Here is a 25,040-nt window from a genome sequence, read left to right on the forward strand (position 1 = left end):
ACGCTGACGCATGGCCGCCGCCGCGCCACCGCTGATCCCCGCCGATGTGCGCAGTCGCCTGCGCAGCCTGCGGCTGTGGCCGCAGCGGGCCAGCGGCAGCCGTGGCATCGGCGCGCATGCCAGCCGCAGCCGTGGTGCCGGTTTGGAATTCGCGCAATACCGCGCCTACGAGCCGGGCGATGAGCTGCGGCAGATCGACTGGAAGCTTTATGCGCGCTCGGACCGCTTCTTCGTGCGCGAGTCCGAGCGCGAAAGTCCGATCACCGTCTGGCTGCTGCTCGATGCCAGCGCCTCAATGGCACAGGCCGATCAGGCACGGCCCGACTGGCAGCGCCTGGACGCGGCCAAGGCATTGGTCGCCTGCCTTGTCGAGCTGGCGATGCAGCAGGGTGATGCCTTCGGCCTGATCGCACTTGGTGGTGATGCCGTGCAGTTGCTGCCGGCCGGCAACGGCCTGCGCCAGCGTGATCGGCTGCACCTGCAGCTGCATGGGTTGAAGGCTGCAGGACAATGGCCACCACAGCAGAAGCTGTCGCCCTTATGGGAGCGCATCGCCAGCAATGATCTGGTGGTGATGATCGGCGATGGCTTTGATGCCGCAGGTGTTGAACTGGCCGAGCGCCTGGCCAAGGCCGGCCGCGACGTCACCCATCTGCAGCTTCTGACGGTGGAAGAGCGTGATTTTCCGTTCCGCGATGGCCATCGTTTTCGTGATCCGGAAACCGGCGATGAGCTGCTGAGCGATGGCGCAACGGTGCGCGCCGAATACCTCGCCCGTTTCAAGGAAGCACAGCACATGCTGGACGCACGGCTGCAGGCCGCCGGCATCCGCCATGACACCGCCTATCTCGATGAAGCCATCGACGCGCCGTTGCAGCGCCTGTTCGGGCGCCGTGCCGGGAGCGGTGCATGAGCCTGCTGTGGTTGTTCCCAGCTGGCTTCCTTGCATTGGCAGCACTGTTGCTGCCGCTGCTGATCCACCTCGCCCGCCGCAGCGAGCAACGCATCATCGATTTCGCCGCGCTGCGCTGGCTATCAGCCAGGCCGCGTCCGCGCCGCCGCATCCGCTTCGACGAATGGCCGCTTCTGGTACTGCGCTTGCTGCTGCTGGCCTTGCTCGCCGTCCTGTTGGCACGGCCAGCACTGACGGGGGTGCCTGATACCCAGCCGCGCGTCGCGGTGTTACCCGGTGTTGATCTTGCCGCCGCCCAACGCGCCGTGGGTAATGCCGATGCACAGTGGCTATGGTTGGCGTCGGGCTTCCCGAAAATCGACAAGACCGCAGCGCCGCAAGGTCCACAGCCAGTATCCAGCCTGTTGCGTGAGCTGGACGCATCGCTACCTGCCGATGCCACGCTCACCGTGGTTGTCCCGTCGATAGTCGATGGGCTGGACCCACAACGGCCACAGCTCTCGCGTGTGGTGCGCTGGCAGGTACTTGAGCAGAGCGCAGCTGCCAACAAACCAGCCGTCATTGCCGCGCCGGAACTGCAGATCCGCCACGACGAAGTTGGCAAGCAAGGCTTGCGCTATCTCAATGCGGTCGCCAGCGCGTGGCGTGGACCAAAGCCAGAGACGGCAGACGACACCGTCGCATTCGGAAATGACGACAAGCTGCGCGTCTGGCTGTCGGCCAAGCCACTACCCGCCGATACCGGCACATGGCTGCAGCGCGGCGGCCGCCTGCTGGTGGATGCACGCACACCGGTGCCCACCGACGCACAGCGCACACCACTATGGCGTGATGCCAACGGTGTGCTGGTAATCGAACAGATTGGCACGGCGCAAGGCCAGTGGCTGCGTTTCGCAACACCATTGCAGCCGGCAAGCTTGCCGACGCTGCTTGACGCGAATTTCCCGAACGACCTGCGCGGTGTGCTGCAGGCTGCGCCGACGCCACGGCGCGCGCTCGCAGCAACGATGCAACCGGAGACCGGCGCTGCCCCGTACCCTCAGCCCGCAACCGAGCTGAACCATTGGCTGCTGTTGGCGATTGCCCTGCTGTTCCTGCTTGAGCGCTGGCTGGCCAGCGCACCGCGTCGCCGGGGCCAGGCATGAGCGCGCCCTCTCTTCTGCGCGCTGCACGGCGACGCACGCTGCTGATTGCCTTGTCCGCCGGCCTGCCGCTGGCACTGGCTGTCGGCGTGCTGGCAACGCGCATGTTCGGCTTCGACGCCGGTTACATCACCACCACGGCGGCCTTGCTGGTTGCTGTTGGCGTCGCGGTTTGGCGTGCACGCCGCCTGGATCCGCGCTGGCTGGTCGCGCGTCTGAACGATCACCCGCGTTTCGAGGACAGTGCTGACCTGCTGTTCGCCACCGCCCCCACGCTCAACCCGCTGCAGCAACGCCAGCGCCGCCATGTCGAACAGCGCCTGCAAAGCAATCCGCCGGACCTGCGTCCTGCCTGGCCCTGGCGGCGACTGTTGTTGTGCCTGTTGGCTGCCGCGCTGATCGCGGGTGCTGCGCTGCTGTGGCCGCGCGCTACAGCCACCGCTCCAGTTGTCGCTGGTGGAAGCGCCACCGAAACTGCCGCGACGGACTGCACACCTGCATTGCGCGGCAGCTGGCTGCAGATCACGCCCCCGGCCTACAGCGGCCAGGCAGCAACGGCCGGCGACAAGCTCGATGCACGCGCCCTGCAAGGCAGCCGTCTGCAATGGCGCCTGCAGTTCGCACCACAGCCGCAGCAAGTGTGGCTGCAGTTCCACGACGGCCGCCGGGTAGCATTGCAGCGCGATGGCGATTACTGGCGCGCTAGCGAGGTGCTGCAGCGTGCAGGCCTGTACCGCATCCAGACCGAACCGGCGATGGCAGCTGCTGGACGCGCCTATCGCCTCGATGTGGTGGTGGACCGCCCGCCGCAGGTCAAGGTCATCGAGCCAGCGCAGACACTCAACCAGGCAGCGCCGCGTCAGCGCATGTGGCAGCTGCGCTTTGAAGCCAGTGACGACTTCGGCGTCAACAGCGCCGCGACGCTGGATATCACCACGGCAAAAGGCAGCGGCGAAAACATCAGCTTCCAGCAACGCCAACTGACGCTGAGTGGCAGCGGCCCGGCGACGGCGCGACGCTTTGCCTACAACGCTGACTTGGCTGCACTAGGCCTTGAGCCGGGTGACGAAGTAGTCGCCCGCCTGACCGTACGCGACAACCGCAGCCCGCAGCCGCAGGAAGCGCGCAGCGCCAGCCTGATCCTGCGCCTGCCCAGCGAACAACAGGTGCAGGCCAGCGATCTGGAAGGCGCGATCAAGAAGGTGATGCCGGCCTATTTCCGCAGCCAGCGGCAGATCATCATCGACGCCGAAGCCCTGCTCAAGCAACGCGGCAGCCTTGATGCCGATACCTTCATCAAGCGCTCCGATGCGATCGGCGTGGACCAACGCATCCTGCGCCTGCGCTATGGTCAGTTCCTCGGCGAAGAAGCCGAAGGTGGTGCGAAGGCACCGCCGACCGGCGACCTGCCCACAGGTGACGCCGCAAGCAGCGAAGGGCATGCGGATCACGCCGATCATGCCGAAGATGATGGACACGGCCACGACCACGGCGGCACAGCTGAAAGCACACCGGTGTTCGGCAGCGCCACCGACGTGCTGTCCGAGTACGGACATACCCACGACCACGCCGAAGCCGCCACCCTGCTCGATCCGCAGACCCGCGCCATCCTCAAGTCCGCGCTCGACCAGATGTGGCAGTCCGAGGGCCACCTGCGCCAGGGCCATCCGGACCAGGCGCTGCCTTACGCTTACAAGGCGCTGGCCTTCATCAAGCAGGTACAGCAGGCCGAGCGCGTCTATCTGGCCCGCGTGGGCAGCGAGCTGCCGCCTATCGACATGGCGCGCCGCATGACCGGCAAGCGCGATGGGCTTGGCAATCGCAGCGTGCAACTGGCAGCGCGTCCTGCAGGTGATGCTGTCGTTGCGAGCGCATGGCATGCATTGGCATCCAGCGACGAGAGCGTCGATCTTGATGCCTTGTCGCGCTGGCTGGACGCAAACCCCAATGCCGTACCGGATGCACTGGACGTCGTTGCCGCGATAGACGCGCTTCGCCAGCAGCCCGATTGCCGCACATGCCGCAACGCACTGCGTGCACAACTGTGGCCGGCACTGCGACGTGCTGAGGGACCTCCCGCGCGCCGCGCTGCCGCGGACGCCAGCGGCCGCCGCTACCTTGAAGCACTCTCGGCACCGCAGGAGCCAGCACGATGATGGCTTGGCTCCCGCTTGCGTTGATTGCATTGGCCGTGGTGTTGGGCAGTCTGCGCTTCGCGCTATCGCCACGACCTTCCGCACCGCGTCTTGCCGCGTTTTTGTTGCTGCAGCTTGCAGCCGGGATGTTGCTCTATTTCACATTGCAGCCACCATCGCGTCCCGGACACGCTGGAACGCTGGTTGTAGCCACGGCAGGGGCTGGTGCCGCTGACCTGGCTGCCGTGCCCGCGGCGGCCTATGTGCGCCTGCCCGAAGCGACGACCTTGCTGTCAGCAGCAGCGGCGCCGGATCTTGCAACCGCATTGCGCCAGCATCCCGGCACGCGCGAGCTGGTGATCGTCGGCCAAGGCCTGCCTGCACGTGATCGTGATATCGCGCTGCCGCCGCTGCGTTTCCTGCCCGGCCCTGCACCACGGGGGCTGGTGGAGTTGCAGGCGCCGCCGTTGCTCGCGCCGGGTGCGGCCTTTACCGTGCACAGCCGCGTGCAGGGCCTGTCTGATGCCCGCGTCGAACTGCTGGACCCTGCCGCTCATCGTGTCGATATCAGTGCTGTTGACGCAGCAGGCCGTACGAACCTGCGTGCCAGCGCCCGCGAGCCCGGCGACGTGGTCTTTACGCTGCGCGTGTTGGATGCCGGCGGCAAGATACTGGACCAACTTCCGGTACCCGTGCGTGTACGCGCAAGCACTGCGCCAAGCATCCGCGTGCTCGCCGGTGCACCTGGTCCTGAACTGAAGTACCTGCAGCGTTGGGGCAGCGATATCGGCGCAAAGCTGCAGACCAGCATGTTGATCGGTGGCGGCTTGCAGATGGGCGATGCGCCGGCCTCTCTCGATGCTGCCAGTCTCGCCCGCATGGACCTGCTGCTGCTCGATGAGCGCCGTCTTGCAGGCCTGTCATCCACGCAACGGGCAGCAATCACCGAAGCCGTACGCGGCGGATTGGGCGTACTGGTCCGCACCAGCGGCGCCCTGGATGCAAATGCGCGCCGCGCTTTGCACGAATGGGGACTGGAAACCCGCGGTGGTGACCAGACCCGGCCGGTCACTCTGCGCACTGTGAGCGACGCGGAGCAGAGCAAGGCCCCCCTCGCAGTCGAGCGCTTCAATCTGGAGTTCGACGGCACTGACGTTGTGCCTTTGTTGCGTGGCGTAGATGGCACTGCGATAGGCGGCTGGCGTGCGCTCGGGCTGGGTCGGGTTGGCGTGCTGCCGATCACCGACAGCTATGCGCTGGTGCTGGCTGGCCATGCTGACGTCCACGCCGAGCTATGGAACGCCGCCTTGGCGAGCGTGGCCCGGTCACTTCCTGGCTCACCAACCCTGCAATTGCCTGCGTGGGCCTGGAGTGGCGAACGCGTCGGCCTTTGCGGACTGACCACTCCCGCGCAGATGGTCGCCGAGGATGGCAGTCGTACCGAACTACTGCCCGATCCTTCCGCTGGCAACTGTGTTGCAGCTTGGCCACAGGTGGCCGGATGGCACCGCGTTGAAGCAGGCGAACAGCAACAGAGCATGCTGCTGCTGGATCCGGAGAAAGCAGTCGCATTGCATGCACAACAGATGCGCGATGCGACGTTTGCATTGAGCGGCAGTGCAGTGCGTACAACCCCACTGCCGATCCCGGGGCCGCGTTGGCCCTGGTTGCTGGGGTTCGTGCTGATCGCCTCCTTGCTTTGGTGGCTGGAGCGCAGGCGAACGGGTGGAGCGGCACCGCAAGACTGAAGTAATTGATGGCTTGGAAAGAGCAACATCAACAGCGCCCCCTTCCGCCCTTCAGGCACCTTCCCCCGCATGCGGGGGAAGGCAAGTCAGCAGCAGATAGTGCGTCGGGGCGCATGATCTGCCCCCTCCCTTTGCCGAAGGCAAGGGGAGGGTTGGGGAGGGGTGCCTTTCGCATTGGATTGCGGCCACACCTACGTGCAACCAATCCAGCAACACCTTGAACCCCATCACTGATTGATCTTCCCCTTCACCCGCGAGCGGGCCCGCTGCGGTAGAACCACAACCGCAGGGGGTTCCAAGCTTTGGGGGTCCTACCGATGATGCACCGTCATACCGCCGTGCTGCTGTCTGCCGTCATCACCAGTGCCGTGGTTGTTCCCGCACTTGCCCAAACCACGATCAAGGCACCTGTTGCCAACAACGAACAGGTGCTGGACATGCAGTTGAAGATGGAAGAAGCACGTATGCTGCCCTTGCGGGCGATGTATCTGCGCTACTTCCAGCAAGCCTATCGACGCTACCCCAGTATCCCGCGCGGCACGCTGGAGTCGTTGGCGTTTGTGCAGAGCCGCTGGTCGCCGCTGCAACCCGATGCGCCCGACCAGGATGAAGCGCATCTGCGCATGCCACCCGCATGGGGCGTGATGGGTTTGTATGCCGGTGGCGGCTTCGAGGATCAGGTTGGCGACGCAGCAAAGCTGCTTGGCGTATCCACAGCTGCCGTACGCAGCGACGCGGCCACCAATATTCTCGCTGCCGCTGCCTTGCTTGATGCGCAGATCCGCCAGGATCATCCCGGTGCCGGCACTGGCAGCGCACCGACAGCTGAAGCGATCCGCCCCGCGCTGATGCGTTACGCCGGCTACGCACCTCGCGGCAGCAACCTGGCTGCACGCAGCGCCGTCGATGACTACGCCCGCACCAGCTTCGCCTACGATGTGCTGCTGGCACAGGACCGCGGCGTCAATGATCGCGGCATCGTCGTTCCGGAGCGCGCGATCGCTTGGGAGCAGGCCTTCGATGCACCGCAGCTGGTGACCTTGCGCGCGCCAATGGTGCGATTGGACATCAGCAAGGATCACGTTGAAACCGATACGTTCCGAATCGATCCCATCAGCGAAACCCTGCAGGACCGCAGCACGGCTATCAGCGCCAGCACGGCTATGCCGTCACTGGATGCCAGCATCCAGAGCACCGACTACGGCCCCGCGATCTGGAGCGCCGCCTCATCCTCCAACTACGCAGCGTCGCGTTCCGCGGCGATCAGCGCGGTGACCATCCACACCACGCAAGGCAGTTATGCCGGCACCATCTCCTGGTTCAAGAATGCTTCCGCCCAGGTCAGCGCTCACTATGTGATCCGCTCTTCCGATGGCCAGGTAACGCAGATGGTCCGCAATGCCGACACCGCCTGGCACGTCGGCAGCCAGAACAGCTACACCCTCGGCATCGAGCACGAAGGCTATGTCGACAACAGCTCCTGGTATACCAATGCGATGTACGACGCTTCAGCAGCATTGGTACGCCACTTCTGCGCAACCTATAGCGCGATCAGCTGTACCAGCGCCTACAGTGGCGCGTCCAGCAGCGGCATCAACGTGTTGCCCACCAGCGTCAAGATCAAGGGCCACCAGCACTACAGCGGGCAGACGCACACCGACCCCGGCATCAACTGGAACTGGTCAAAGTACTACGGCCTGCTGAATCCAGGCAGCGGCGGCGGTACCGGAACGATTACCTATCTGGATCGCTTCGAGAGCAGTGTTGACCATTTCGATACCAGCCCCAGCTATTCGGGAAGCACCACCGGTATCAGCACCGCATCCACGGCTGCACGTGATTGCACCACGCAGAAGAATGGAAGCTGCTCGCTGCGCGTGTTGCTGAAGGACAACACCGCGAGCACTGCCGATTGGGCAGTGCGCTTGTTGTCGGGTAGCGGTGCACCTGCCAGCAACACCGCATTGACACGTGCCAATGGGGTTGTTGGCTTCTGGGTGTGGAGTGGCGGCACCGGAACCACGGTTGGCATTGGCATCGATGACAGCGATGGCACCGAGATATCAACCAGCAAGGCTGTCGCAGCCAACACCTGGACCTATGTATCGTGGGCCTTGAACGATGCGGCGCAGTGGAACGCGTGGGTGAACGGTAACGGCGCGATCACCGGCAGCAGTGTCACGCTGGATGCGATCTGGTTGTATCACGCCAATACCGCGTATGACCTCAATGTGTATATCGATGATGTGCAGGTAGCGAATTGATCATTGCCTGGGTGCTGCTGTTCTAGCCCTTCTCGGGTTGGGATGAGGGGGCTTTTGATCCTGCTGGTAAGGCCCCTGCCGAGCATGGCTCGGCACTACAGGAACTGCTTTGGCTTTGGCTTTGGCTTTAGCTTTAGCCCTTCTCCCGCGTGCGGGAGAAGGGTTGGGATGAGGGGAAGCTTTTGATCTTGCTGGTAACGCCCCTGCCGAGCATGGCTCGGCACTACAGTTCCCCGTTTACTTGCGGGCGGTGAAGATCGGCGTTAGGTAATCCGTGCTGCCTTCGATCCGCTCCAGCGTCGGGTAGCGCAGGCCACCGTGGTAATCGATGCTCAGCGTGCGGTACACGTCCATTTCCTTTACCAGCAGTCGTACCGGTTGCTTGCTGTCCTTGGCCGCACGTACCGCTTCCTCCAACTCGTCGGCACTGTATTGCAGGTCGTTCACTGCCAACACCTGCATGCCGGTGCCAACACCTGCATTGAACGCAGCGCTGTCCCAACGCACTTCATTGACGTAACCGGCCGGGCTCAAGGAGACACCCAACGAGTAGATGAAATTGGCGCCACGGCCCTTCATCGTCGACTTGAAGTAGGCGCTGGGCTTGTCCTTGTAGACCAGCTTCCAACCCGCCGCTTCAATGCCACCAACAAGCCCGGTCCTGCGCTCCAGGCGATCACGCAGGAACTGCGACCAGTCACCAGTCGGCTGCACTTGTTCCAGGGTCGCGGCGACATCGTCATAGGTGTAGGTGTCGGGACGTTCCCATTGGCCATCGTTCTGGCCGAAGAAAGCCTTGGCGAAATCGTCCAGGCTGCGCTTGCCACCGCTGAGCGTGCGCAGGCGCACGTCGGCTTCCAGCCACAGCATCTGCCCGCCCTGGTAGTAATCCTCGCTCATCTGGTAGCCGCGATAGGGCTTGGGCTTGCGCCGCGCGATCACCGGATCATTGGTGGTATCACCAAGTGAACGCCATTCCAGACCGGCGCGGTTATCGGCGTAGGTCGCCGCCACGATCGCCAAGGCTTCGCGCGAGGCGTCCTGCGGACGGATGCCAGCGCGCGCGGTCAGCACATTGCCCCAGTACTGGGTCTGTCCTTCGTACACCCACAGCAGGCTGCCCTGCATCGGCACGTTGTAGTTCAAGGTGGCCAGGTCAGCCGGGCGGCGGTACTTGCCGTCCCAGGAGTGGGTGTATTCATGGCCGAGCAGATCGCTGCTGCCGACCTTGGCATCCCAGCCACTGAAGTAATCGCGGTCCTCGCTGTTCTCGCTGGAGCGCTGGTGTTCAAGACCAATGCCACCGAGCTGGTTGGTCACCGCGAACAGGAAGTCGTAGTGATCGTAATGCTCGGCGCCGAACAGCTTGCGCGCCTGCGTCACCAGCGCGCGGTGCTGCTCGATGTGCTCGGGCTTGGCTTCAAGGTCCTTTGCGCGGTCGGCAAACACGTTCAAACGCACCGGGCGGGTGCCGGCCGGCGCCAGATCGAACGTGCGATGGTAGCGGCCGGCGAACACCGGCGAGTCGACCAGGATTTCCAGGTTGGTCGGCGCATAGGTGACGGTGTCGCCATTGCGACTGGCTACCGTCAGCGCACTGGCCGCCTCCCAGCCCTGCGGGTAGCGCGCACTGGCCTGGTAGGTGATGGCATGCGCGGCGTGACCGGCCGGATACAGCAGCATCGCGTTCCATTGCAGGTTGAGCATGTTTGGTGTCATCACCGTGCGGCCCTGGGCCGAGTCGGTGGGACTGAGGAACTGGAAGTCCATGCGCAGTTCGGTGACGCCCTCGGGCACCTGCACGTTGAAGGTATAGACATCGAGCGGATCGCGTACCCACTCCAGGCGCTGACCGTTGCCGTTGATGATCAACCCGGCCAGCTTCTCGATCTGGCCACTGGGCGAGTGATTGCCCGGCAACCAGGCCGGGTAGTGGAAACGCTGCAGGCCCGGCTGCACCGGCACTGTCTGCCGCACCTTGAACACGCGCTGGCCCAGATCGGTCGCATCGACCTCAAGCCGGATGGTGCCCGGGTATGCCGCCTCGCTGATTTTGACGCCGCGTGCGTCCACGTCCGGCACCTCCGGCGCCGCGTTGGCCAAGCCCATGGCGGCCATCAGGGCCAACCCCAGCACTGCAGGACGGAACACATGCATCAGCAACCTCTCGTATGTCTGAGAAGACCATGATGCGACAAGCCCGACCGGCATGACACGGGCCGATGGTCATCTGCAGATCATCGGTAGTGCCGAGCCATGCTCGGCAGGGGCCTCATGCACCAACCAATGATCACCAGATTGCCCGGCTTTTTAGGAGCGGCGTAAACCGCGAAGCCACGAATGCCTGCAAGCTGGGCATTCGTGGCTATTGCTATTCGGCCGGGTTGGATCTGGCTGTCTGCTGCTTCGGTGGGATTCCTGGCTTCGCGGCTTACGCCGCTCCTACAAACAAAGCGCGGGCTTACGTGCGAACGAATATCTCCACGCGACGATTCAACTGCCTGCCGCCCGGGTTGTCCTTGCCATCCACCTCATTGGGCGCAACCGGCTGCGATTCACCATAGCCATGTGCTGCCGCGTCGGTGGCACTGCCGCGCTCGCGCAATGCGGCCAGCACGGCCTGGGCACGGCGCTCGGAAAGATCCTGGTTGTAGTCGTCGCTGCCCTTGGAGTCGGTATGGCCGCGGATCTCCATCGCGCTGGATGGCACCTTGCCCAGCGCCGTCGCCAGCACATCCAACACCTTGCCTGCATCAGGACGAATCACGTCCTTGTCGAAATCGAACAGCACCTTGTCGTTGAGGGTGATCACATAGCCACATGGCGCGCCCGATGGCTTGAACTTGTCCAGCAGCGGGAATTTGCCGGCCGGCGGCAATGGCGGCAGCGGTGCCATCTTCACTTCACGCGGGACCGCGCCGATGGTGCCGGTGCCGTCGCCGCGGTTCTCGACGATGCCTTCAGGGCCGCCGATCCATTTGCCTGAACCGTCAGCGTTGATCTCGATGTTGCCATCGCTGCCAACCCAGCTGCCCGAACCGTCGCCATGGTTCTCGATGCTGCCGAAGCCACCTACCCAACTGCCGGCACCCTTGCCGTCCAGTTCGATGGTGCCGTGCGCACCCACAAAGGTGCCGGAGCCATCGGCATTCACCTCGAAGGTGCCGGCCTCGTTGACCACGCTGCCGCTGCCATCCGGCTTCACCTCCACCACGCCATCGCCGGTCACCGCCTGGCCACTGCCATCGGCACCGATGTTGAACACGCCATGGCCGCCGACGCGTTCCAGATTGCCTTGCGCATCGACATTGGTGAAGCCGCTTTCATTGACCAGCCCACCATCGGTGGCGCAGTTTGCAGGGCGTACCGTGATGCCTGAAAGCGGATCGATCAACGACTGCATCGACTGCTCAAGACGCTTCTGCGCCGGGCCGCTGCCGATGATGCTGGGCACCACGATGGTCGGTATCACCGGAAATTCAATGCTGCCTGCAGTCAGCACTTCCGCGCTGGACTGCGTTGCTGCAGGGGCCGCTGCAGGCGCGGCAGCAGGCGTTTGATCGGCAGGTGCGTCGCGCCCGCAGGCGGCGACAAGAACGCTGAGACAAGCCAGTGACAGGACAGCAACACGCATGCAGCAACTCCATTTGTGCGGGAGCAGGCATTGTTGCCAAGGCGCCGTTCAATTTCCGTGACCGCGTTGGACGAGTGCGTGTCTATCAGCACTCATCCAAGGCAGCGAACGAGCTTGCAAGGTGATCGATGAACAAACGCACCGACGGCAGCAAGCCTCGCCTGGAAGGAAACACCGCATGGATGATTTCCTTTGGCGGTGCCCAGTCCGGCGCGACATTGACCAGTTCCCCGGCCTCCAGGGCTTCACGCACGATCATCGTCGGCAGCTGCGCCACCCCAACACCGGCCAATGCCGCCGCCCGCAACGCTGTCATGCCGCGGGTGATCAGGCGCGGCTGATGCGGTACTTCGGCGGTCGCGCCATCGGGGCCGATCAGGCGCCAGACGTGTTCGCCCTGCGGCACACCAAGCGCGACGCTGGGCAGCAGGTGCAGATCCGCGGGTCCATGCGAATGCCCATGCGTCTGCAGCAATGAAGGGGCCGCCACCAGGCACTGGGTACGTTCGCCCAATACCTTCAGCACCAGCTCGCTGTCCTCCAACGGTGGCGGGCGCACGCGGATGGCGACATCCACGCCTTCGGCGATGACGTCGACGCGGCGGTTGGTGGCATCCAGGTGCACTTCCACATCCGGGCAGTGCGCCATGAACTCGGCCACCATCGCCGCCACCCGGAAATCCAGCAGCATGGTCGGGCAGCTGACCCGCACCACACCGCGCGGCTGCGAACGGGTCAGTTCAATGGATTCGGCCGCAGCCTCGGCCTCCACCAGCATCGCCCGGCAGTGCGCGTAGAAGGTCTGGCCGACCTCGGTGACCGAAAAGTGGCGGGTGGAACGCTGGATCAGGCGTACGCCCAGCCGCTCTTCCAGCAGCGCTATACGCCGGCTCAACTTGGATTTGGGCTCGCCCAGCGCGCGCCCGGCCGGGGCAAAGCCGCCGTGCTCGACCACCTTGGCAAAGTAGTAGAGGTCGTTCAGGTCCTGCATCGCGGCTCCAGTGTTCACCAAATAGGACTATCAGACCACTTTTTACCGTCTACCGGGGTTATCGTCCCAAATCTAATCTTCACTCCAACGCCGGCGCACACCGCGCCGCCCAAGGAGCAGACAGATGAAGAAGATCAGTGGCCTGTACAGCGCGCCCCGCCCGCATTGGGTCGGTGATGGCTTCCCGGTCCGTTCGTTGTTTTCGTACAACACCCATGGACGCCAGCTCAGTCCGTTCCTGTTGCTGGACCATGCAGGCCCGGCCGAGTTCGAGCCGGCGCAGACCCCACGCGGCGTCGGCCAGCATCCACACCGCGGTTTCGAGACCGTCACCATCGTCTATGACGGTGAAGTGGCGCACCGCGACTCCACCGGCGCCGGTGGCGAGATCGGCCCGGGTGACGTGCAGTGGATGACCGCTGCCTCCGGCATCCTGCATGAGGAGTTCCATTCCGAAGCCTTCACCCAGCGTGGCGGCAAGCTGGAAATGGTGCAGTTATGGGTCAACCTGCCGGCCAAGGACAAGATGTCCACGCCGGGCTACCAGAACATCAGCAATGCCGACATCCCGGTGGTGCCGCTGGCCGATGGTGCCGGTACGGTGCGGGTGATCGCCGGTGAGTTCGGCGGCCAGCGCGGCCCGGCCCGCACGCATACGCCGATGGACGTGTGGGATATGCGCCTGTTGCGTGACCAGCACACCACCCTGCAGTTCGCGCAGGGCCACACCGTGGCGATGGTGATCCTGCACGGCACCGTGCTGCTCAACGGCAGCCAGGTCGCCCGTGAAGGCCAGCTGGTGCTGTTCGACCGGCAGGCCGGCGAAGTGCAGCTGGAAGCCAATGCCGACGCCACCGTGCTGGTGCTGGCCGGTGAACCGATCGACGAACCCATCGCCGGCTACGGCCCGTTCGTGATGAACACCCAGGAAGAAATCCGTCAGGCGATGGACGACTTCAACGCCGGCCGCTTCGGCCAGATCGCAGCGTAATGCTCAAGCCCCTCTCCCGTAAGCGGGGTGAGAGGGGCAGCTTGCGAACCATCGGTTCGCTGCCCATCGAACGCCCTTGCGCCAGCGCAAGGGCAGGGGCGCGGAGCGGGGGTTGGGGTGAGGGCGAACGAAGCCAACACCAAACAAACAGCCGCGAAATCCCCGATGACAGGGCACGCCCCGGTCATCTCTTCCTGCACCACTGCAATCTGCGCGGTGCGATGCCATCCAGAGCAAGAGAGTCTCGCCATGTATACCTTCCCTCAAGTAGCCAACTTCAACGGCGCAAAACCCGTCATCGATCCGGACAACGTCGCGATGCTGTTGATCGACCACCAGAGCGGCCTGTTCCAGACCGTGCACGACATGCCGTTCACCACGCTGCGGCGCTTGGCCTCGACGCTGGCCAAACTGGCCTCGCTGGCGAAGATCCCGGTGATCACCACCGCCTCGGTGCCGCAGGGCCCGAACGGCCCGCTGATTCCGGAGATCCACCAGAACGCACCGCATGCGAAATACGTGGCGCGCAAGGGTGAAATCAACGCCTGGGACAACCCCGACTTCGTGCAGGCCGTAAAGGACACCGGCAAGCAGCAACTGATCATCGCCGGCACCATCACCAGCGTGTGCATGGCATTCCCGTCGATTGCAGCGGTGGCCGATGGCTACCAGGTGTTCGCGGTGATTGATGCTTCCGGCACCTACTCCAAGCAGGCACAGGAAATCACCCTGGCGCGGATGATGCAGGCCGGCGTGGTGGTGATCGACGTGGCTGCGGTCGCCTCCGAGCTGCAGAAGACCTGGAACCGCGAAGACGCCGCCGAATGGGCGCAGGCGTACACCAACATCTTCCCCAACTACCAACTGCTGATCGAGAGCTACAGCAAGGCACAGGACGTTGTGACCAACCACGAGCAGCTGGATTCGCAACGCAGCTGAAGCAAGCCACTGAGCAAGCCCCTCTCTCGCTGGAGAGGGGTTGGGGTGAGGGCAGACCGAAGCCAGCGATAAACAAACCATCCAATTCTTTCAGCGTCACAGCAGTGCGCAACCGCACCCTCTTCCGCCCCTTCGGGGCACCTTCTCCCGGAGGGAGAAGGAAACATCGGAGCCTCCCATGAGCAAGCCCTACACCCGCCTCGACAAAGACAACGTCGCCGTCCTGCTGGTCGATCACCAGACCGGCCTGCTGTCGCTGGTCCGCGACATCGACCCGGACAAGTTCAAGAACAACGTGCTGGCGCTGGCCGATATCGCCAAGTACTTCAAGCTGCCGACCATCCTCACCACCAGTTTCGAGAACGGCCCCAACGGCCCGCTGGTGCCGGAGCTGAAGGCCTTGTTCCCGGATGCGCCGTATATCGCCCGCCCCGGCCAGATCAATGCCTGGGACAACGAGGACTTCGTCAAGGCAGTCAAGGCCACCGGCAAGAAGCAGCTGCTGATTGCAGGCGTGGTCACCGAGGTCTGCGTGGCGTTCCCGGCTCTGTCAGCGCTGGCCGAGGACTTCGAGGTATTCGTTGTCGCCGATGCCTCGGGCACCTTCAACAGCATGACCCAGCAGGCCGCGTGGAGCCGCATGGAACAGGCCGGCGCACAACTGATGACCTGGTTCGGCGTGGCCTGCGAGCTGCACCGTGACTGGCGCAACGACGTGGAAGGCCTGGGCACCTTGTTCTCCAACCACATCCCCGACTACCGCAACCTGATCACCAGCTACACCACGCTGACTGCCGGCAAGTAAGGCCAGCGCCCAAGCCACAAGGACGCCGCCAGCCCACCGGCGGCGTCTTTGCATGAATACGCAGGCACTATCCGAAGGTCCAGTTCCCCGCATCGCCGCTGCCGCGCTACCGTCCCCCGGTTGCTCTCCCACGGTATCCCCATGCAGCCCACTACCCAAGACACCGCCTCGGCGCGCTTTGCGATCCGCTGTGCGAATTTCGCCGAACGCTGGTTCCCCGACTCCTGGGTGTTCGCCGCCCTCGCCCTGGCCGCTGTCTCCCTGGCGGCGCTGTCCATTGGCGCCGCCCCCACCGACACCGCCAAGGCCTTCGGTGACGGCTTCTGGAGCCTGATCCCCTTCACCATGCAGATGGCCTTCGTGGTGATCGGTGGCTATGTGGTGGCGTCTTCCGGCCCGGCCTCACGCTTGATCGATCGGCTGGCCCGCGTGCCGAAGAACGGCCGCAGTGCGGTCGCACTGGTCGCCATCGTGTCGATGACCGCATCGTTGTTGAACTGGGGCCTGAGCCTGGTGTTCGCCGGCCTGCTGGTGCGTGCATTGGCACGCCGCAGTGAGCTGAAGATGGATTACCGCGCCGCCGGTGCGGCTGCGTATCTCGGCCTGGGTGCGGTATGGGCCCTGGGCCTGTCGTCCTCGGCCGCACAGCTGCAGGCCAACCCGGCCAGCCTGCCGCCGTCGATCCTGTCGATCACCGGCGTCATCCCGTTCACCGAAACCATCTTCCTGTGGCAGTCCGGCGTGTTGCTGGCCGCGCTGGTGGTGGTATCGCTGATCATTGCCTACGTCACCGCACCGGCCGCCAACTCGGCGCGCGATGCCGCTGATTGCGGCGTGGACGTCATGAGCGATGCGGCACCGATCAAGGCCAAGCCCACCCGCCCCGGCGAGTGGTTGGAGCACAGCCCGCTGCTGATCCTGCTGCTGGTGGCGCTGGCTGCGGGTTGGTTGATCCACGAGTTCAGCACCAAGCCGGCGATCCAGGCGATCTCCGGACTGAACACCTACAACCTGCTATTCCTGATGGCCGGCGCGCTGCTGCATTGGCGACCGCGCAGCTTCCTCGATGCGGTCTCGCGCGCCGTTCCGTCGACCACCGGCGTGCTGATCCAGTTCCCGCTGTACGGCTCCATCGCCGCCATCATGACCACGGTCAACGGCAGCGAAGGCCATAGCGTGGCCCACATCATCTCCACTTTCTTCACCCAGATCGCCAGCCACGACACCTACGCGCTGCTGATGGGCAGCTACTCGGCGGTGCTGGGCTTCTTCATCCCCTCCGGCGGTGGCAAGTGGATCATCGAAGCCCCGTACGTAATGCAGGTGGCCAATGAACTGCATTACCACCTCGGCTGGTCGGTGCAGATCTACAACGCCGCCGAAGCTCTGCCCAACCTGATCAACCCGTTCTACATGCTGCCGCTGCTCGGCGTACTCGGCCTGAAGGCCCGCGACCTGATCGGCTTCACCTTCGTGCAGCTGCTGGTGCACACCCCGCTGGTGTTGCTGCTGTTGTGGGCGCTGGGTGCGACGCTGGCCTATACGCCGCCTGTAATGCCTTGATGGGTTATCGCAATTGTTGAAAGCAGAACGCCACGCAAAGCGTGGCGTTTCTTTTGTAGTGCCGAGCCATGCTCGGCAGGAGCTTTCCAAGCCAGAATCATCCAACAGCAATATGGCACCAACAGCACAAGTCAGCTGAAAACCACCTTGGTACCGACCACCTTCACTGTGCCTGCTTTTTTCAGACCGGCGATCAGGACCTCGACTTCTTGACTGTCAATCTTGTTCTGGAAGTGCGCCGCGATATGTTTCTTCAGCGCAGCCAAAGATCCAGGCCGTCCACTTTTTGCCTTTGTCAGCAGCTCTTTCATTCGAGCGAGCTTTTCTGCCGCGGTCATCGCTTTCGCCTGCACTGCTTTCTTGGGCACGGAAACCACGGCTTTCTTCACTGGAGGCGGCGCCTTCTCAACCACGATCGTTACGGCCTTTGCAGTTTTTTTCACTGACGCCGTCGGTGCAGGTGCAGGTGCAGGTGCAACCGGAGCATTAGCCAGCACAGGCTTGAACAGCGGCATATCACCAACCGCTGCCGAGCGGCATGCAAGAATCTTCTTCGTCTTCAGATGCTGGACCAGAGGATCGAATCCAGTGTCCTTGGAAATGATGTGGAAAAATCCACGTGGATCTACTCCCGCCAACTGACCAATATAGAAGGCGATGTGGAAATCCAAGGCGTTGGAACCATTCCCGGATATCCGCACATAGTCGGCACGCTCGCGCATCGCCTGCATCTGGATTGCCAGTTCCGACGACAGTTTGGTCTGCGCGGCACCAACGAATACCCAGAGACGGACATCCTCACGATCAAGCAGATTCAGATCGGTCGGCTGGACGTTCTCGTGATCGACCAACACGTAGTTGATGCGCCGGTTCTCTACCGGCACCAGCTTCGCAATAGTTTCAATCTGCATTCCCTGCAATTCCCCTGCTGCCCTGTTTCGGATCTTCGCCCAGCATTGCCCGTTTGCCAAACCACACCCTTGAACTGAACACATTCAGTTCGTTGCTTTCGATGCAATTTCGGTAGAACGACAAATGACCTCCAGCCCATTGCATCCAAATCAGTAACTGCCACGATTCCCCAGCCACCACCCATCAGGAGCCGGCCATGCTGTCAGCTGCACTACGCGTGTTTGTTGTGGGAATGCTGTGCATCGCCGGCAACGCCGCTGCGGCGCCTCCGGACGCCGCCACCCTGCAGGCCATCGAGGCGACGGCCTACGACTATATGGACGGGCAGTTGGAAGGCGACGTCGCGCGGGTGACGCGGGCGCTGCACCCGGACCTGGCCAAGCGCAATGTGGTTACCAATCCCAATGAAACCCTGGGCCTGGGCCGGATGAGCTCGGACGAGCTGATCCGCTTCACCCGCGAGGGCGCGCTGAAGACGCCGCGCGAGCAGTGGCAGCGGACGGTGACGGTGCTGCAGGTGGACGAGGACATCGCCACGGTGCGGCTGGAGAGCCCGTGGTTCATCGATCACCTGCAGATGGGCCGGTTTGATGGGCGCTGGGTGATCGTCAATGCGTTGTGGCATCGGAAGGTGCGGGGTTCTTGAGTGCATGGGTTGGGCTTTGGGGTCTACGAGCCAGGAGCTTCCCCCCACCCCAACCCCTCCCCCGCAGGCGGGAGAGGGGCTTTGCTTCGTTTTGATTTTTTCTTGAACTGATACTGAACAGAACCCGCAAACCCCGCTATCGTATGCGGCTTCCAACCGTTGCCGCCCGCGCCAGCCATGAGCCAGACCGAAGTCGTGCATTCCACTTCCGAATACGGTGCCTGCGAAAACTGCCGCACGCCGCTGCAGGGCCACTACTGCCATGGCTGCGGGCAGTCGGCGCATAACCCGCTGAAGAACTTCGGCCATGCGGTCGAGGAAGTCTTCGAATCGTTCTGGCACCTGGATGGGCGCATTTTCCGCACCCTGCGCGATCTGCTGGTGCCGGGCCGCATCGCCGTCAACTTCCTCAAGGGCCAGCGCGTCGGCTATGTGCAGCCGTTGCGGCTGTTCGTGATCCTCACCCTGTTCACCTTCTTCGTCGGCAAGCTGACCCTGCATTCCGATGACTTCGGCACCGGCAGCAATGCCGATCCGGCCTTCGCCAAGGCACAGACCGTGGCCGAGGTGGAAGCCGTGCGTACTGCCCAGGTGGCGCAGATTGAACAACAGCAGCAGGCGAATCCAGCCGCCGCTGCAGCGCTGGCCATGGCCGTGGCGGCGATCAACACATCCGCTGCACAGCGCACCGCCGAGCTCGAGGCAAAGGCACAGCCGTCCACAGGCAGCGCAACCGACTCGGCGCTGGCGCGCGCCAACGACGCAGCGGACCGCGTCAGCGCCGAGAACAAGGCTGTCTTCATCAATGTCCCGGTCAACGGCAAACCCTGGGATGCCGAGACCAACCCCATCGTGCTGGAGGGCTGGCCGAAATTCGTCAGCAACTGGTTGAACCGTCGCCTGGCCAATGGCCAGGCCAACGTCGAGCGCATGGGCAACAAGACCGATCTGTATGTCCAGGCCATCCTGACCTCGCTGCCCGGCGCGCTGTTCTTCCTGATGCCGATCTTCGCGCTGGTGCTTCGCGCCGCTTACATCCTGCGGCGGCCGATGGGCTACCTCGAACACCTTGTGGTGGCGCTGTACAGCCACTGCTGGCTGATGCTGGTGCTGTTGACCACCTTCCTGATCGCCGGCATCAGTGGTGCGATCGGCAATGCGGTGGTCAGCTCGATCTGCGGCTGGGTGTACGCGTTCCTGTGGCTGTCGGTGCCGGTATATCTGTTCTGGATGCAGCAGCGCGTCTACGGTGGCAACCCGATCCTGACGCTGCTGCGCTACAGCTTCATCGGTTTCATCTATTTCTTCCTGGTCACCTTCGTGGTGATGTACGCGGTGCTGGCCGGCGTGTCGGCTTGAAGCCGGTTTGACACCACGGCGCTGCTCACTGCAGCAGAGCGTGATTGACTCATGTAGCCCGGGTAAGCGCAGCGCACCCGCGGCTTTTGGCGCATGTTCTGAAGGACTTCCTGCAGCCCGCTCCCCGGGTGCGCTGCGCTTACCCGGGCTACGGCCTGATGGTTCAGGCCTGCGTTGCCTGCAGCCACGCCTTGCGCGCAGCAGCTGAGTGGAAGCTCCAGGCAACAAAGCGGCTCTGCTTGTTGCCCTGTGCCATCGCCACTTCACGCACCTCGGCCGCACCAACCTTGGCCAGCTGCTTGTGGATATCAGCCAGGTGCTCGCTCTTGGCCACCAGTGAACTGAACCACAGCACCTGATGCTGGATATCCACGCTCTCGCGGATCATCCGGCGCAGGAACGATGCCTCACCACCGGTGCACCACAACTCGTTGGCCTGGCCACCGAAGTTGAGCGCGGGCGCCTTGCTGGTGCGTGCCTGGGCGCCACCAAGATTACGCAGCTTGCGCTGACTGCCCTGTGCCGCTTCCTTCGCCGATGCGTGGAACGGCGGGTTGCATAGGGTCAGGTGGAAACGCTCATCGGCCTGCAGCAGGCCGGCGAACAGGTTGCCGCGTGCATGTTGCTGGCGCAGTTCGATGAGCTGGCCCAGGCCATTGGCCTGCACATTTGCGTTTGCCGCCTTCAAGGCATCCGCATCGATATCACTGCCAAGGAAGCGCCAGCCGTATTCGGCCTGCCCCAACAGCGGATAGATGCAGTTGGCGCCAACACCAATGTCCAGCGCGCGTACCGCGGGTCCACGCGGAATTGCACCGTCATTGTCTGCAGCCAGCAGATCCGCCAGACCGTGCAGGTAATCCACCCGACCCGGAACCGGCGGGCAGAGATAGCCGTCCGGAATATCCCAATGTTGGATGCCGTAGTCGCTGGCGAGCAGCGCGCGGTTGAGTTCGCGCACGGCAGCCGGGTTGCTGAAATCGATGCTGTCGCTGCCAGCCGGGGTCCGGACCAGGTATGCACGCAATGCCGGGTTCGCCGCGACCAGCCGCACCAGGTCATAGCGGCCCTGGTGGCGGTTGCGGGGATGCAGCAGCGGCTGTGCCGCTGCCTGCCTGTTCGAGCGTTGTGGCCGGGAGATCATGTTCTTGTTGGGTGCTAGGGGTGACGAACCAGGGCAATCGGTGTGCTTGTAGGAGCGGCGTAAGCCGCGAAGCACGTACGGCAGCAGATGACATGTACTGCCTGCACCTGAGGCATTGTCAGCTTCGCGGCTTACGCCGCTCCTACAGGTTCAACAGCCTTCTACAGCTTCAAACCCTGCACGTTCTGCAGCAGCTGCGCGCCATCCTCACCCACACGCAGCGCCAGGGCCGCGGCAATCGCCGCATGCGCATCACGCAGCACCTCGGCTTCGTTGCGGCTGGCATCGATGACCTGCTTGTTGGGCAGATCCAGCTGCTGGAAGATCAGCCGGCAACGCTCCAGGTTCTGCACGGTCTCGAAGTGGTTGGGCTTGTCGCCACGGGCGCGGATCCGCTCCAGCCCCTGCTCCGGCTGCAGGTCCAGCAACAGCAGCAGGTTCGGGCGCGGCGCGAAATCATTGGCCTGCAGCATCTCGTCCAGCGGCAGACCGGCGGCGCCCTGGTAGGCGACCATCGACGGGAAGTAGCGGTCGAGGATGACGACCTCGCCACGGGCCAGGGCCGGGGCAATCACCTCTTCCACGTGCTGGCGGCGGTCGTGCAGCAGGTATTCGACTTCCTGCTCCGGGCTCAGCCGGCCGGTGGCGGCAGTGGCGCGCAGGCGGGTGCCCCAGGGGCCGTTGGTCGGTTCCTTGCCCAGCACCACTTCAGCCCCTGCAGCGCGCAGGTGCTGGGCCAGGGTGTGGGCGAGCGTGGTCTTGCCAGCGCCATCAATGCCTTCGATGGCAATGAGCAGGCCGCCGGGAATCTGTTGTTTATCCATGGGCGCTACTTTAATCGGAACCGACCGATATCGGTTGGTCTGGCGCCGCTGCCGCCATCCCGGGAACAGCCCGGTATCAGCGCTCGGGCACGATGCAGCCGTTGATGGCGCAGTACTCGGCCGCCCGCCGCTGCTCGTCCTCGCTCAGCTCCGGCGGTGGTCGGGCGATGGCGGACTGGATCTGGTCGGGTCCGCCGGTGATCTTGTTCAGGCCCTGCGCGGCCTTCATCAAGCCGTAGCCGATGCCCATCATCAGGTAGCCGCCGCTCATGCCGACCTGCTCAGGCGTAGGTGGCTCGCTCCAGTTCTTGCTGAAACGGTTGGGGGCGGCCTGCACCGGGTTCTTGAAGCGGTACAGGTCCAGCGGCTCGTCGTCCTCGGGCTTGATCGCACGCACTTCGCCCAGGGTGGTGACATTGCCTTCCCCTGCGGCAGTCTGGGTGGCCTGATCTGTCGACGTGGTCACCTCATGCGGCTCGGCGGATCCTGCGGTAGGCGGTGCAGGCGCTTGCTGTGCCTGCGCGGTCACACACACCAATGCGCCTATCAGTACGAGTATCGACCTATATCGCCGCATCCCTGCCAGTCCTATCATGACGGTCTCAAGCTGTACGATTTTACCGACGCGACCTTCAAATTTCGTAGCGGGTACCGCGGCACTCGTGTTGTCTATTCACATTTAGCGACACGGTGGCCGGCTACATTCAAAGGAAAAAATGGATTTCACCGATCAGTTCATAGGAGGAACGATGGTCAGGATGGCAAGCGCATACGCGCAGTTCAGTGTGACAACCAGGCAAGGGTTGCACTCATGAGCTTCTACATTGTTGTAAAGATACTTCTTCTGGGCTTCGCCCTCGTCAGCTATCTCATCTATCAGTCAAGGCGTTCAAACAACCACGACGCCTTGATGGTGCTGCGCACGGCACCGGTGACACGCCAGCTGACGGAACAGGAAGCCGCCGCCCTTGAGCCACTGAAAGTTGCGGAGAAGCTGCTGTTCCTTTCCGAGGTCCGCATCCTGAAAGGGCCTTACCGCCAGCATGGGGTCAGCATCAATAGCGGCACCACCATGCACGACACCATCAATGATGTGACTGTCCTGCTGCCCTACGACGCCGCAGACTTCCTGGAGAGCGACAACGAAGCCGAGGTTGTCATCTCCGGCAACATCGCCATCGTCGTTACGCTGAATGGCTTCGACGTGGTTTCGGGACGGCAACGTGCCGCCAGTGGCCCGACAGTAACTATGCCAACGGCAGTTTCCGCAGAATCCAAGTCTTCTTCTGACTTGACCAACAGCGACCCGACTCAAACTCCATCGCTCCCGGTACAGAAAAGCGTGGAATGGCTGCGCCAGCGCACTGAAACCCCGGTCGAAGCACATCTACGCCTGCGGCAGCGCTGGAACAGGCCGCTGGCATTGGCCTGGCTTGCAGCCGTGATTCTGCTGTGGCTTGGAGCATGTCGACTGGGACATACCGCGCAGGTGATATTCATCATCTGCGGGCTGGTATGCGTGCTTGCAGGCGCTTTTCTGGTGCTGCGCCGCCCACGTACAGACACCCGCGTGCAGCGCAAGGTTGATCGCGCCAATGGCCCACTGTTTATTTTTTCGCAACGCACCGCCAACAATGCCGCCGTGGTCAACAAGCACGCACTTCTCGGCGACAGTCTCAAGCTGCAACTGCCCGAGCATTGGCAGAACAGCGGTCGCATCACCTCAGGCGAGTCGGTTGAAATTGAAGTGGATCGTGGCGATGGCCGGGTTCTGGGTCTGGGTGATGGCTGGTCGCTGGAAGACGAGCAACGGCGCTTCCCCGAAGCCCGCTGGCGCACGCCGCTGCTACTGACCTTGGTGGGGGCGCTTGGTTTGGTTCTGGCCCTGCTGGGTAGCGATGGACCGGTTTCGGAGCTGAAAGCCAGCGTAGCCGCAATCATGCCAGGCACCGTACGTGAAGATACCAGCGCACAGTCTTTGCTACAGGACCCACCATCTACAGGCGACACGCTGCGCATCTCCGGCAGCGGCTATTGCGCGCCCGCGATGCAGCGCGATGACTCTGGCGAAATGATTGCCAGCGCCGATTGCAAGCAGATCCGCTGGGGTGGCAGCCCCGTCAAGGTGGGCTCACTCAAGTTGGATCCAGCGCTCATGGCGCTGTATTCCGGTGATTACCTGCAGACACGCACGTCCAGTTCGCGCGCGATGCTCGCCGCCATGATGGCGGGGGCAAGCGGCTACCCCTTCGGTGCCTCTCCGTCCACCCTGGAAGTCAGCGGCCTGCATGATCTGGTTGCCCTGCTGGAGACCGTTTGCACAACCTCGTCCAACCAATGCGAAGCGCTCAAAGCCTCGCTTGCCAGCACTCTGCAACTGGAAGTCCACGATGAAAGCGGGAGCCGGCGGCTGACCGCCTGGCCTGAACTCGCGAGTGAATTGCGAAAGCTGGGCGATCTTCCGCGCAGTTTCAATTCCATCGAACTCAACCCGGGTGACGTAGATGCCGTCCGCAGGCTCACCCGTGATTTCGCCGCTGCAGACATCGCCCATGCGCTGGCCCAGCAAACCACGCGCATTCTGGATCAGGGCAAAGGCGGCGTGACCTTGGCATTGGATGAGCGCGCTGCTGCTCCTTCAGCGACAGATGGCGGTGCCGATCGTGGCTACGGCAGCGATGACGAGTACAGCTCGAACGGTCTACTGGAACAATGGGCTCGCACCCAACAGCTGCTCGGCAGCGAGTCACCGTTTGAAGTGAATGCCCGCGTCATCGGTACGACAAAGGACAATGGTGGCCTGCGCTTGCAGTTGTCGGCATTGGACGGCGACCCGGACAAAACGCCTTCCGCCATCGGCGGCACCCTGCTGTTGTTGCTCAGCTTGGCACTGGTCGGCAGCCAGCTACCACGACTGGTCATCGGCGTGCGTAATGCCAAGCGCCGGCGCGCGGCCTTGAACGAGGACCTGCGCAAGCGGCCTCCGCCGGGCCAGCCATTGCTGTTCTGAGTGTTGGGGCAATGATCGTG

At 63.4% G+C, this 25,040-nt stretch carries 19 protein-coding genes; 12 read left to right on the forward strand and 7 right to left on the reverse strand.

What is annotated here, in order from left to right:
• The first annotated feature begins 10 nt into the window (after nucleotides 1-10).
• The 5 genes from Q5Z11_RS20255 (at nucleotide 11) to Q5Z11_RS20275 (ending at nucleotide 8,202) form a co-directional block, all read left to right on the forward strand.
• Nucleotides 11-913, forward strand: coding sequence for a DUF58 domain-containing protein (locus tag Q5Z11_RS20255; protein WP_303748063.1), 903 nt, complete (start codon nucleotides 11-13; stop codon nucleotides 911-913).
• Nucleotides 910-2,058 carry a BatA domain-containing protein gene (locus tag Q5Z11_RS20260; protein WP_303748064.1) on the forward strand — a complete coding sequence of 383 codons (1,149 nt, stop codon included), beginning with the start codon at nucleotides 910-912 and terminating at the stop codon, nucleotides 2,056-2,058. The genes Q5Z11_RS20255 and Q5Z11_RS20260 overlap by 4 nt, the downstream gene beginning before the upstream one ends.
• On the forward strand, nucleotides 2,055-4,211 hold the full coding sequence (locus tag Q5Z11_RS20265; protein ID WP_303748065.1) for a hypothetical protein: 2,157 nt from the start codon (nucleotides 2,055-2,057) through the stop codon (nucleotides 4,209-4,211). The genes Q5Z11_RS20260 and Q5Z11_RS20265 overlap by 4 nt, the downstream gene beginning before the upstream one ends.
• On the forward strand, nucleotides 4,208-5,938 hold the full coding sequence (locus tag Q5Z11_RS20270) for a carboxypeptidase regulatory-like domain-containing protein (RefSeq protein ID WP_303748066.1): 1,731 nt from the start codon (nucleotides 4,208-4,210) through the stop codon (nucleotides 5,936-5,938). Before Q5Z11_RS20265 ends, Q5Z11_RS20270 begins: the two co-directional genes overlap by 4 nt.
• A 317-nt stretch (nucleotides 5,939-6,255) precedes the next feature.
• On the forward strand, nucleotides 6,256-8,202 hold the full coding sequence (locus tag Q5Z11_RS20275) for an N-acetylmuramoyl-L-alanine amidase (RefSeq protein WP_303748067.1): 1,947 nt from the start codon (nucleotides 6,256-6,258) through the stop codon (nucleotides 8,200-8,202).
• Nucleotides 8,203-8,439: 237 nt separating this feature from the next.
• On the opposite strand, the gene Q5Z11_RS20280 is transcribed toward Q5Z11_RS20275, so the two are convergent.
• From Q5Z11_RS20280 to Q5Z11_RS20290, 3 genes are all read right to left on the reverse strand, one after another.
• Nucleotides 8,440-10,359: a M61 family metallopeptidase gene (locus tag Q5Z11_RS20280; protein WP_450097589.1), complete on the reverse strand. Its 1,920-nt coding sequence runs from the start codon at nucleotides 10,357-10,359 to the stop codon at nucleotides 8,440-8,442.
• 304 nt (nucleotides 10,360-10,663) lie between these two features.
• Nucleotides 10,664-11,836 (reverse strand): OmpA family protein, encoded by a 1,173-nt coding sequence (locus Q5Z11_RS20285; RefSeq protein WP_303748068.1) that lies wholly within the window; start codon nucleotides 11,834-11,836, stop codon nucleotides 10,664-10,666.
• Between the two features lie 85 nt (nucleotides 11,837-11,921).
• Nucleotides 11,922-12,827 carry a LysR family transcriptional regulator gene (locus Q5Z11_RS20290; RefSeq protein WP_303748069.1) on the reverse strand — a complete coding sequence of 302 codons (906 nt, stop codon included), beginning with the start codon at nucleotides 12,825-12,827 and terminating at the stop codon, nucleotides 11,922-11,924.
• 124 nt (nucleotides 12,828-12,951) lie between these two features.
• On the opposite strand from Q5Z11_RS20290, the gene Q5Z11_RS20295 reads away from it, so the two are divergent.
• The 4 genes from Q5Z11_RS20295 (at nucleotide 12,952) to Q5Z11_RS20310 (ending at nucleotide 17,125) form a co-directional block, all read left to right on the forward strand.
• Nucleotides 12,952-13,818, forward strand: a complete 867-nt coding sequence (locus Q5Z11_RS20295; protein ID WP_303748070.1) for a pirin family protein — start codon at nucleotides 12,952-12,954, stop codon at nucleotides 13,816-13,818.
• 249 nt (nucleotides 13,819-14,067) lie between these two features.
• Nucleotides 14,068-14,757 (forward strand): isochorismatase family protein, encoded by a 690-nt coding sequence (locus Q5Z11_RS20300; RefSeq protein WP_303748071.1) that lies wholly within the window; start codon nucleotides 14,068-14,070, stop codon nucleotides 14,755-14,757.
• A gap of 178 nt (nucleotides 14,758-14,935) precedes the next feature.
• The gene (ycaC, locus tag Q5Z11_RS20305) at nucleotides 14,936-15,562 is read left to right on the forward strand and encodes an isochorismate family cysteine hydrolase YcaC (protein WP_303748072.1); all 627 of its coding nucleotides are present in this window, start codon (nucleotides 14,936-14,938) and stop codon (nucleotides 15,560-15,562) included.
• A gap of 135 nt (nucleotides 15,563-15,697) precedes the next feature.
• Nucleotides 15,698-17,125 (forward strand): short-chain fatty acid transporter, encoded by a 1,428-nt coding sequence (locus tag Q5Z11_RS20310; protein WP_405051709.1) that lies wholly within the window; start codon nucleotides 15,698-15,700, stop codon nucleotides 17,123-17,125.
• A 131-nt stretch (nucleotides 17,126-17,256) separates the two neighbouring features.
• Here Q5Z11_RS20310 and Q5Z11_RS20315 read toward each other — a convergent pair whose 3' ends face one another.
• The gene (locus Q5Z11_RS20315) at nucleotides 17,257-18,036 is read right to left on the reverse strand and encodes a PIN domain-containing protein (RefSeq protein WP_303748073.1); all 780 of its coding nucleotides are present in this window, start codon (nucleotides 18,034-18,036) and stop codon (nucleotides 17,257-17,259) included.
• A 197-nt stretch (nucleotides 18,037-18,233) separates the two neighbouring features.
• On the opposite strand from Q5Z11_RS20315, the gene Q5Z11_RS20320 reads away from it, so the two are divergent.
• Together Q5Z11_RS20320 and Q5Z11_RS20325 are read left to right on the forward strand one after the other, a co-directional pair.
• Entirely contained in the window at nucleotides 18,234-18,683 is a 450-nt protein-coding gene (locus Q5Z11_RS20320) for a nuclear transport factor 2 family protein (RefSeq protein ID WP_405051629.1), read from the forward strand.
• Nucleotides 18,684-18,860: 177 nt separating this feature from the next.
• Nucleotides 18,861-20,042 carry a DUF3667 domain-containing protein gene (locus tag Q5Z11_RS20325; RefSeq protein WP_303748074.1) on the forward strand — a complete coding sequence of 394 codons (1,182 nt, stop codon included), beginning with the start codon at nucleotides 18,861-18,863 and terminating at the stop codon, nucleotides 20,040-20,042.
• 163 nt (nucleotides 20,043-20,205) lie between these two features.
• Here Q5Z11_RS20325 and rlmF read toward each other — a convergent pair whose 3' ends face one another.
• The 3 genes from rlmF to Q5Z11_RS20340 all read right to left on the reverse strand — a co-directional run bounded on the left by rlmF (nucleotide 20,206) and on the right by Q5Z11_RS20340 (nucleotide 22,587).
• Nucleotides 20,206-21,186, reverse strand: a complete 981-nt coding sequence (gene rlmF, locus Q5Z11_RS20330) for a 23S rRNA (adenine(1618)-N(6))-methyltransferase RlmF (protein WP_303748075.1) — start codon at nucleotides 21,184-21,186, stop codon at nucleotides 20,206-20,208.
• Nucleotides 21,187-21,347: 161 nt separating this feature from the next.
• A complete protein-coding gene (tmk, locus tag Q5Z11_RS20335) occupies nucleotides 21,348-22,010 on the reverse strand; it encodes a dTMP kinase (protein WP_303748076.1) in 663 nt (220 codons plus the stop codon).
• 76 nt (nucleotides 22,011-22,086) lie between these two features.
• Nucleotides 22,087-22,587 carry a hypothetical protein gene (locus Q5Z11_RS20340; protein WP_303748077.1) on the reverse strand — a complete coding sequence of 167 codons (501 nt, stop codon included), beginning with the start codon at nucleotides 22,585-22,587 and terminating at the stop codon, nucleotides 22,087-22,089.
• On the opposite strand from Q5Z11_RS20340, the gene Q5Z11_RS20345 reads away from it, so the two are divergent.
• Nucleotides 22,519-25,020: an IgaA/UmoB family intracellular growth attenuator gene (locus tag Q5Z11_RS20345; protein ID WP_303748078.1), complete on the forward strand. Its 2,502-nt coding sequence runs from the start codon at nucleotides 22,519-22,521 to the stop codon at nucleotides 25,018-25,020. The two genes, Q5Z11_RS20340 and Q5Z11_RS20345, sit on opposite strands and share 69 nt — an antisense overlap.
• Nucleotides 25,021-25,040 lie beyond the last annotated feature (20 nt).

Source organism: Stenotrophomonas sp. 610A2 (assembly GCF_030549615.1).
Taxonomy (GTDB): Bacteria; Pseudomonadota; Gammaproteobacteria; order Xanthomonadales; family Xanthomonadaceae; genus Stenotrophomonas; species Stenotrophomonas pigmentata.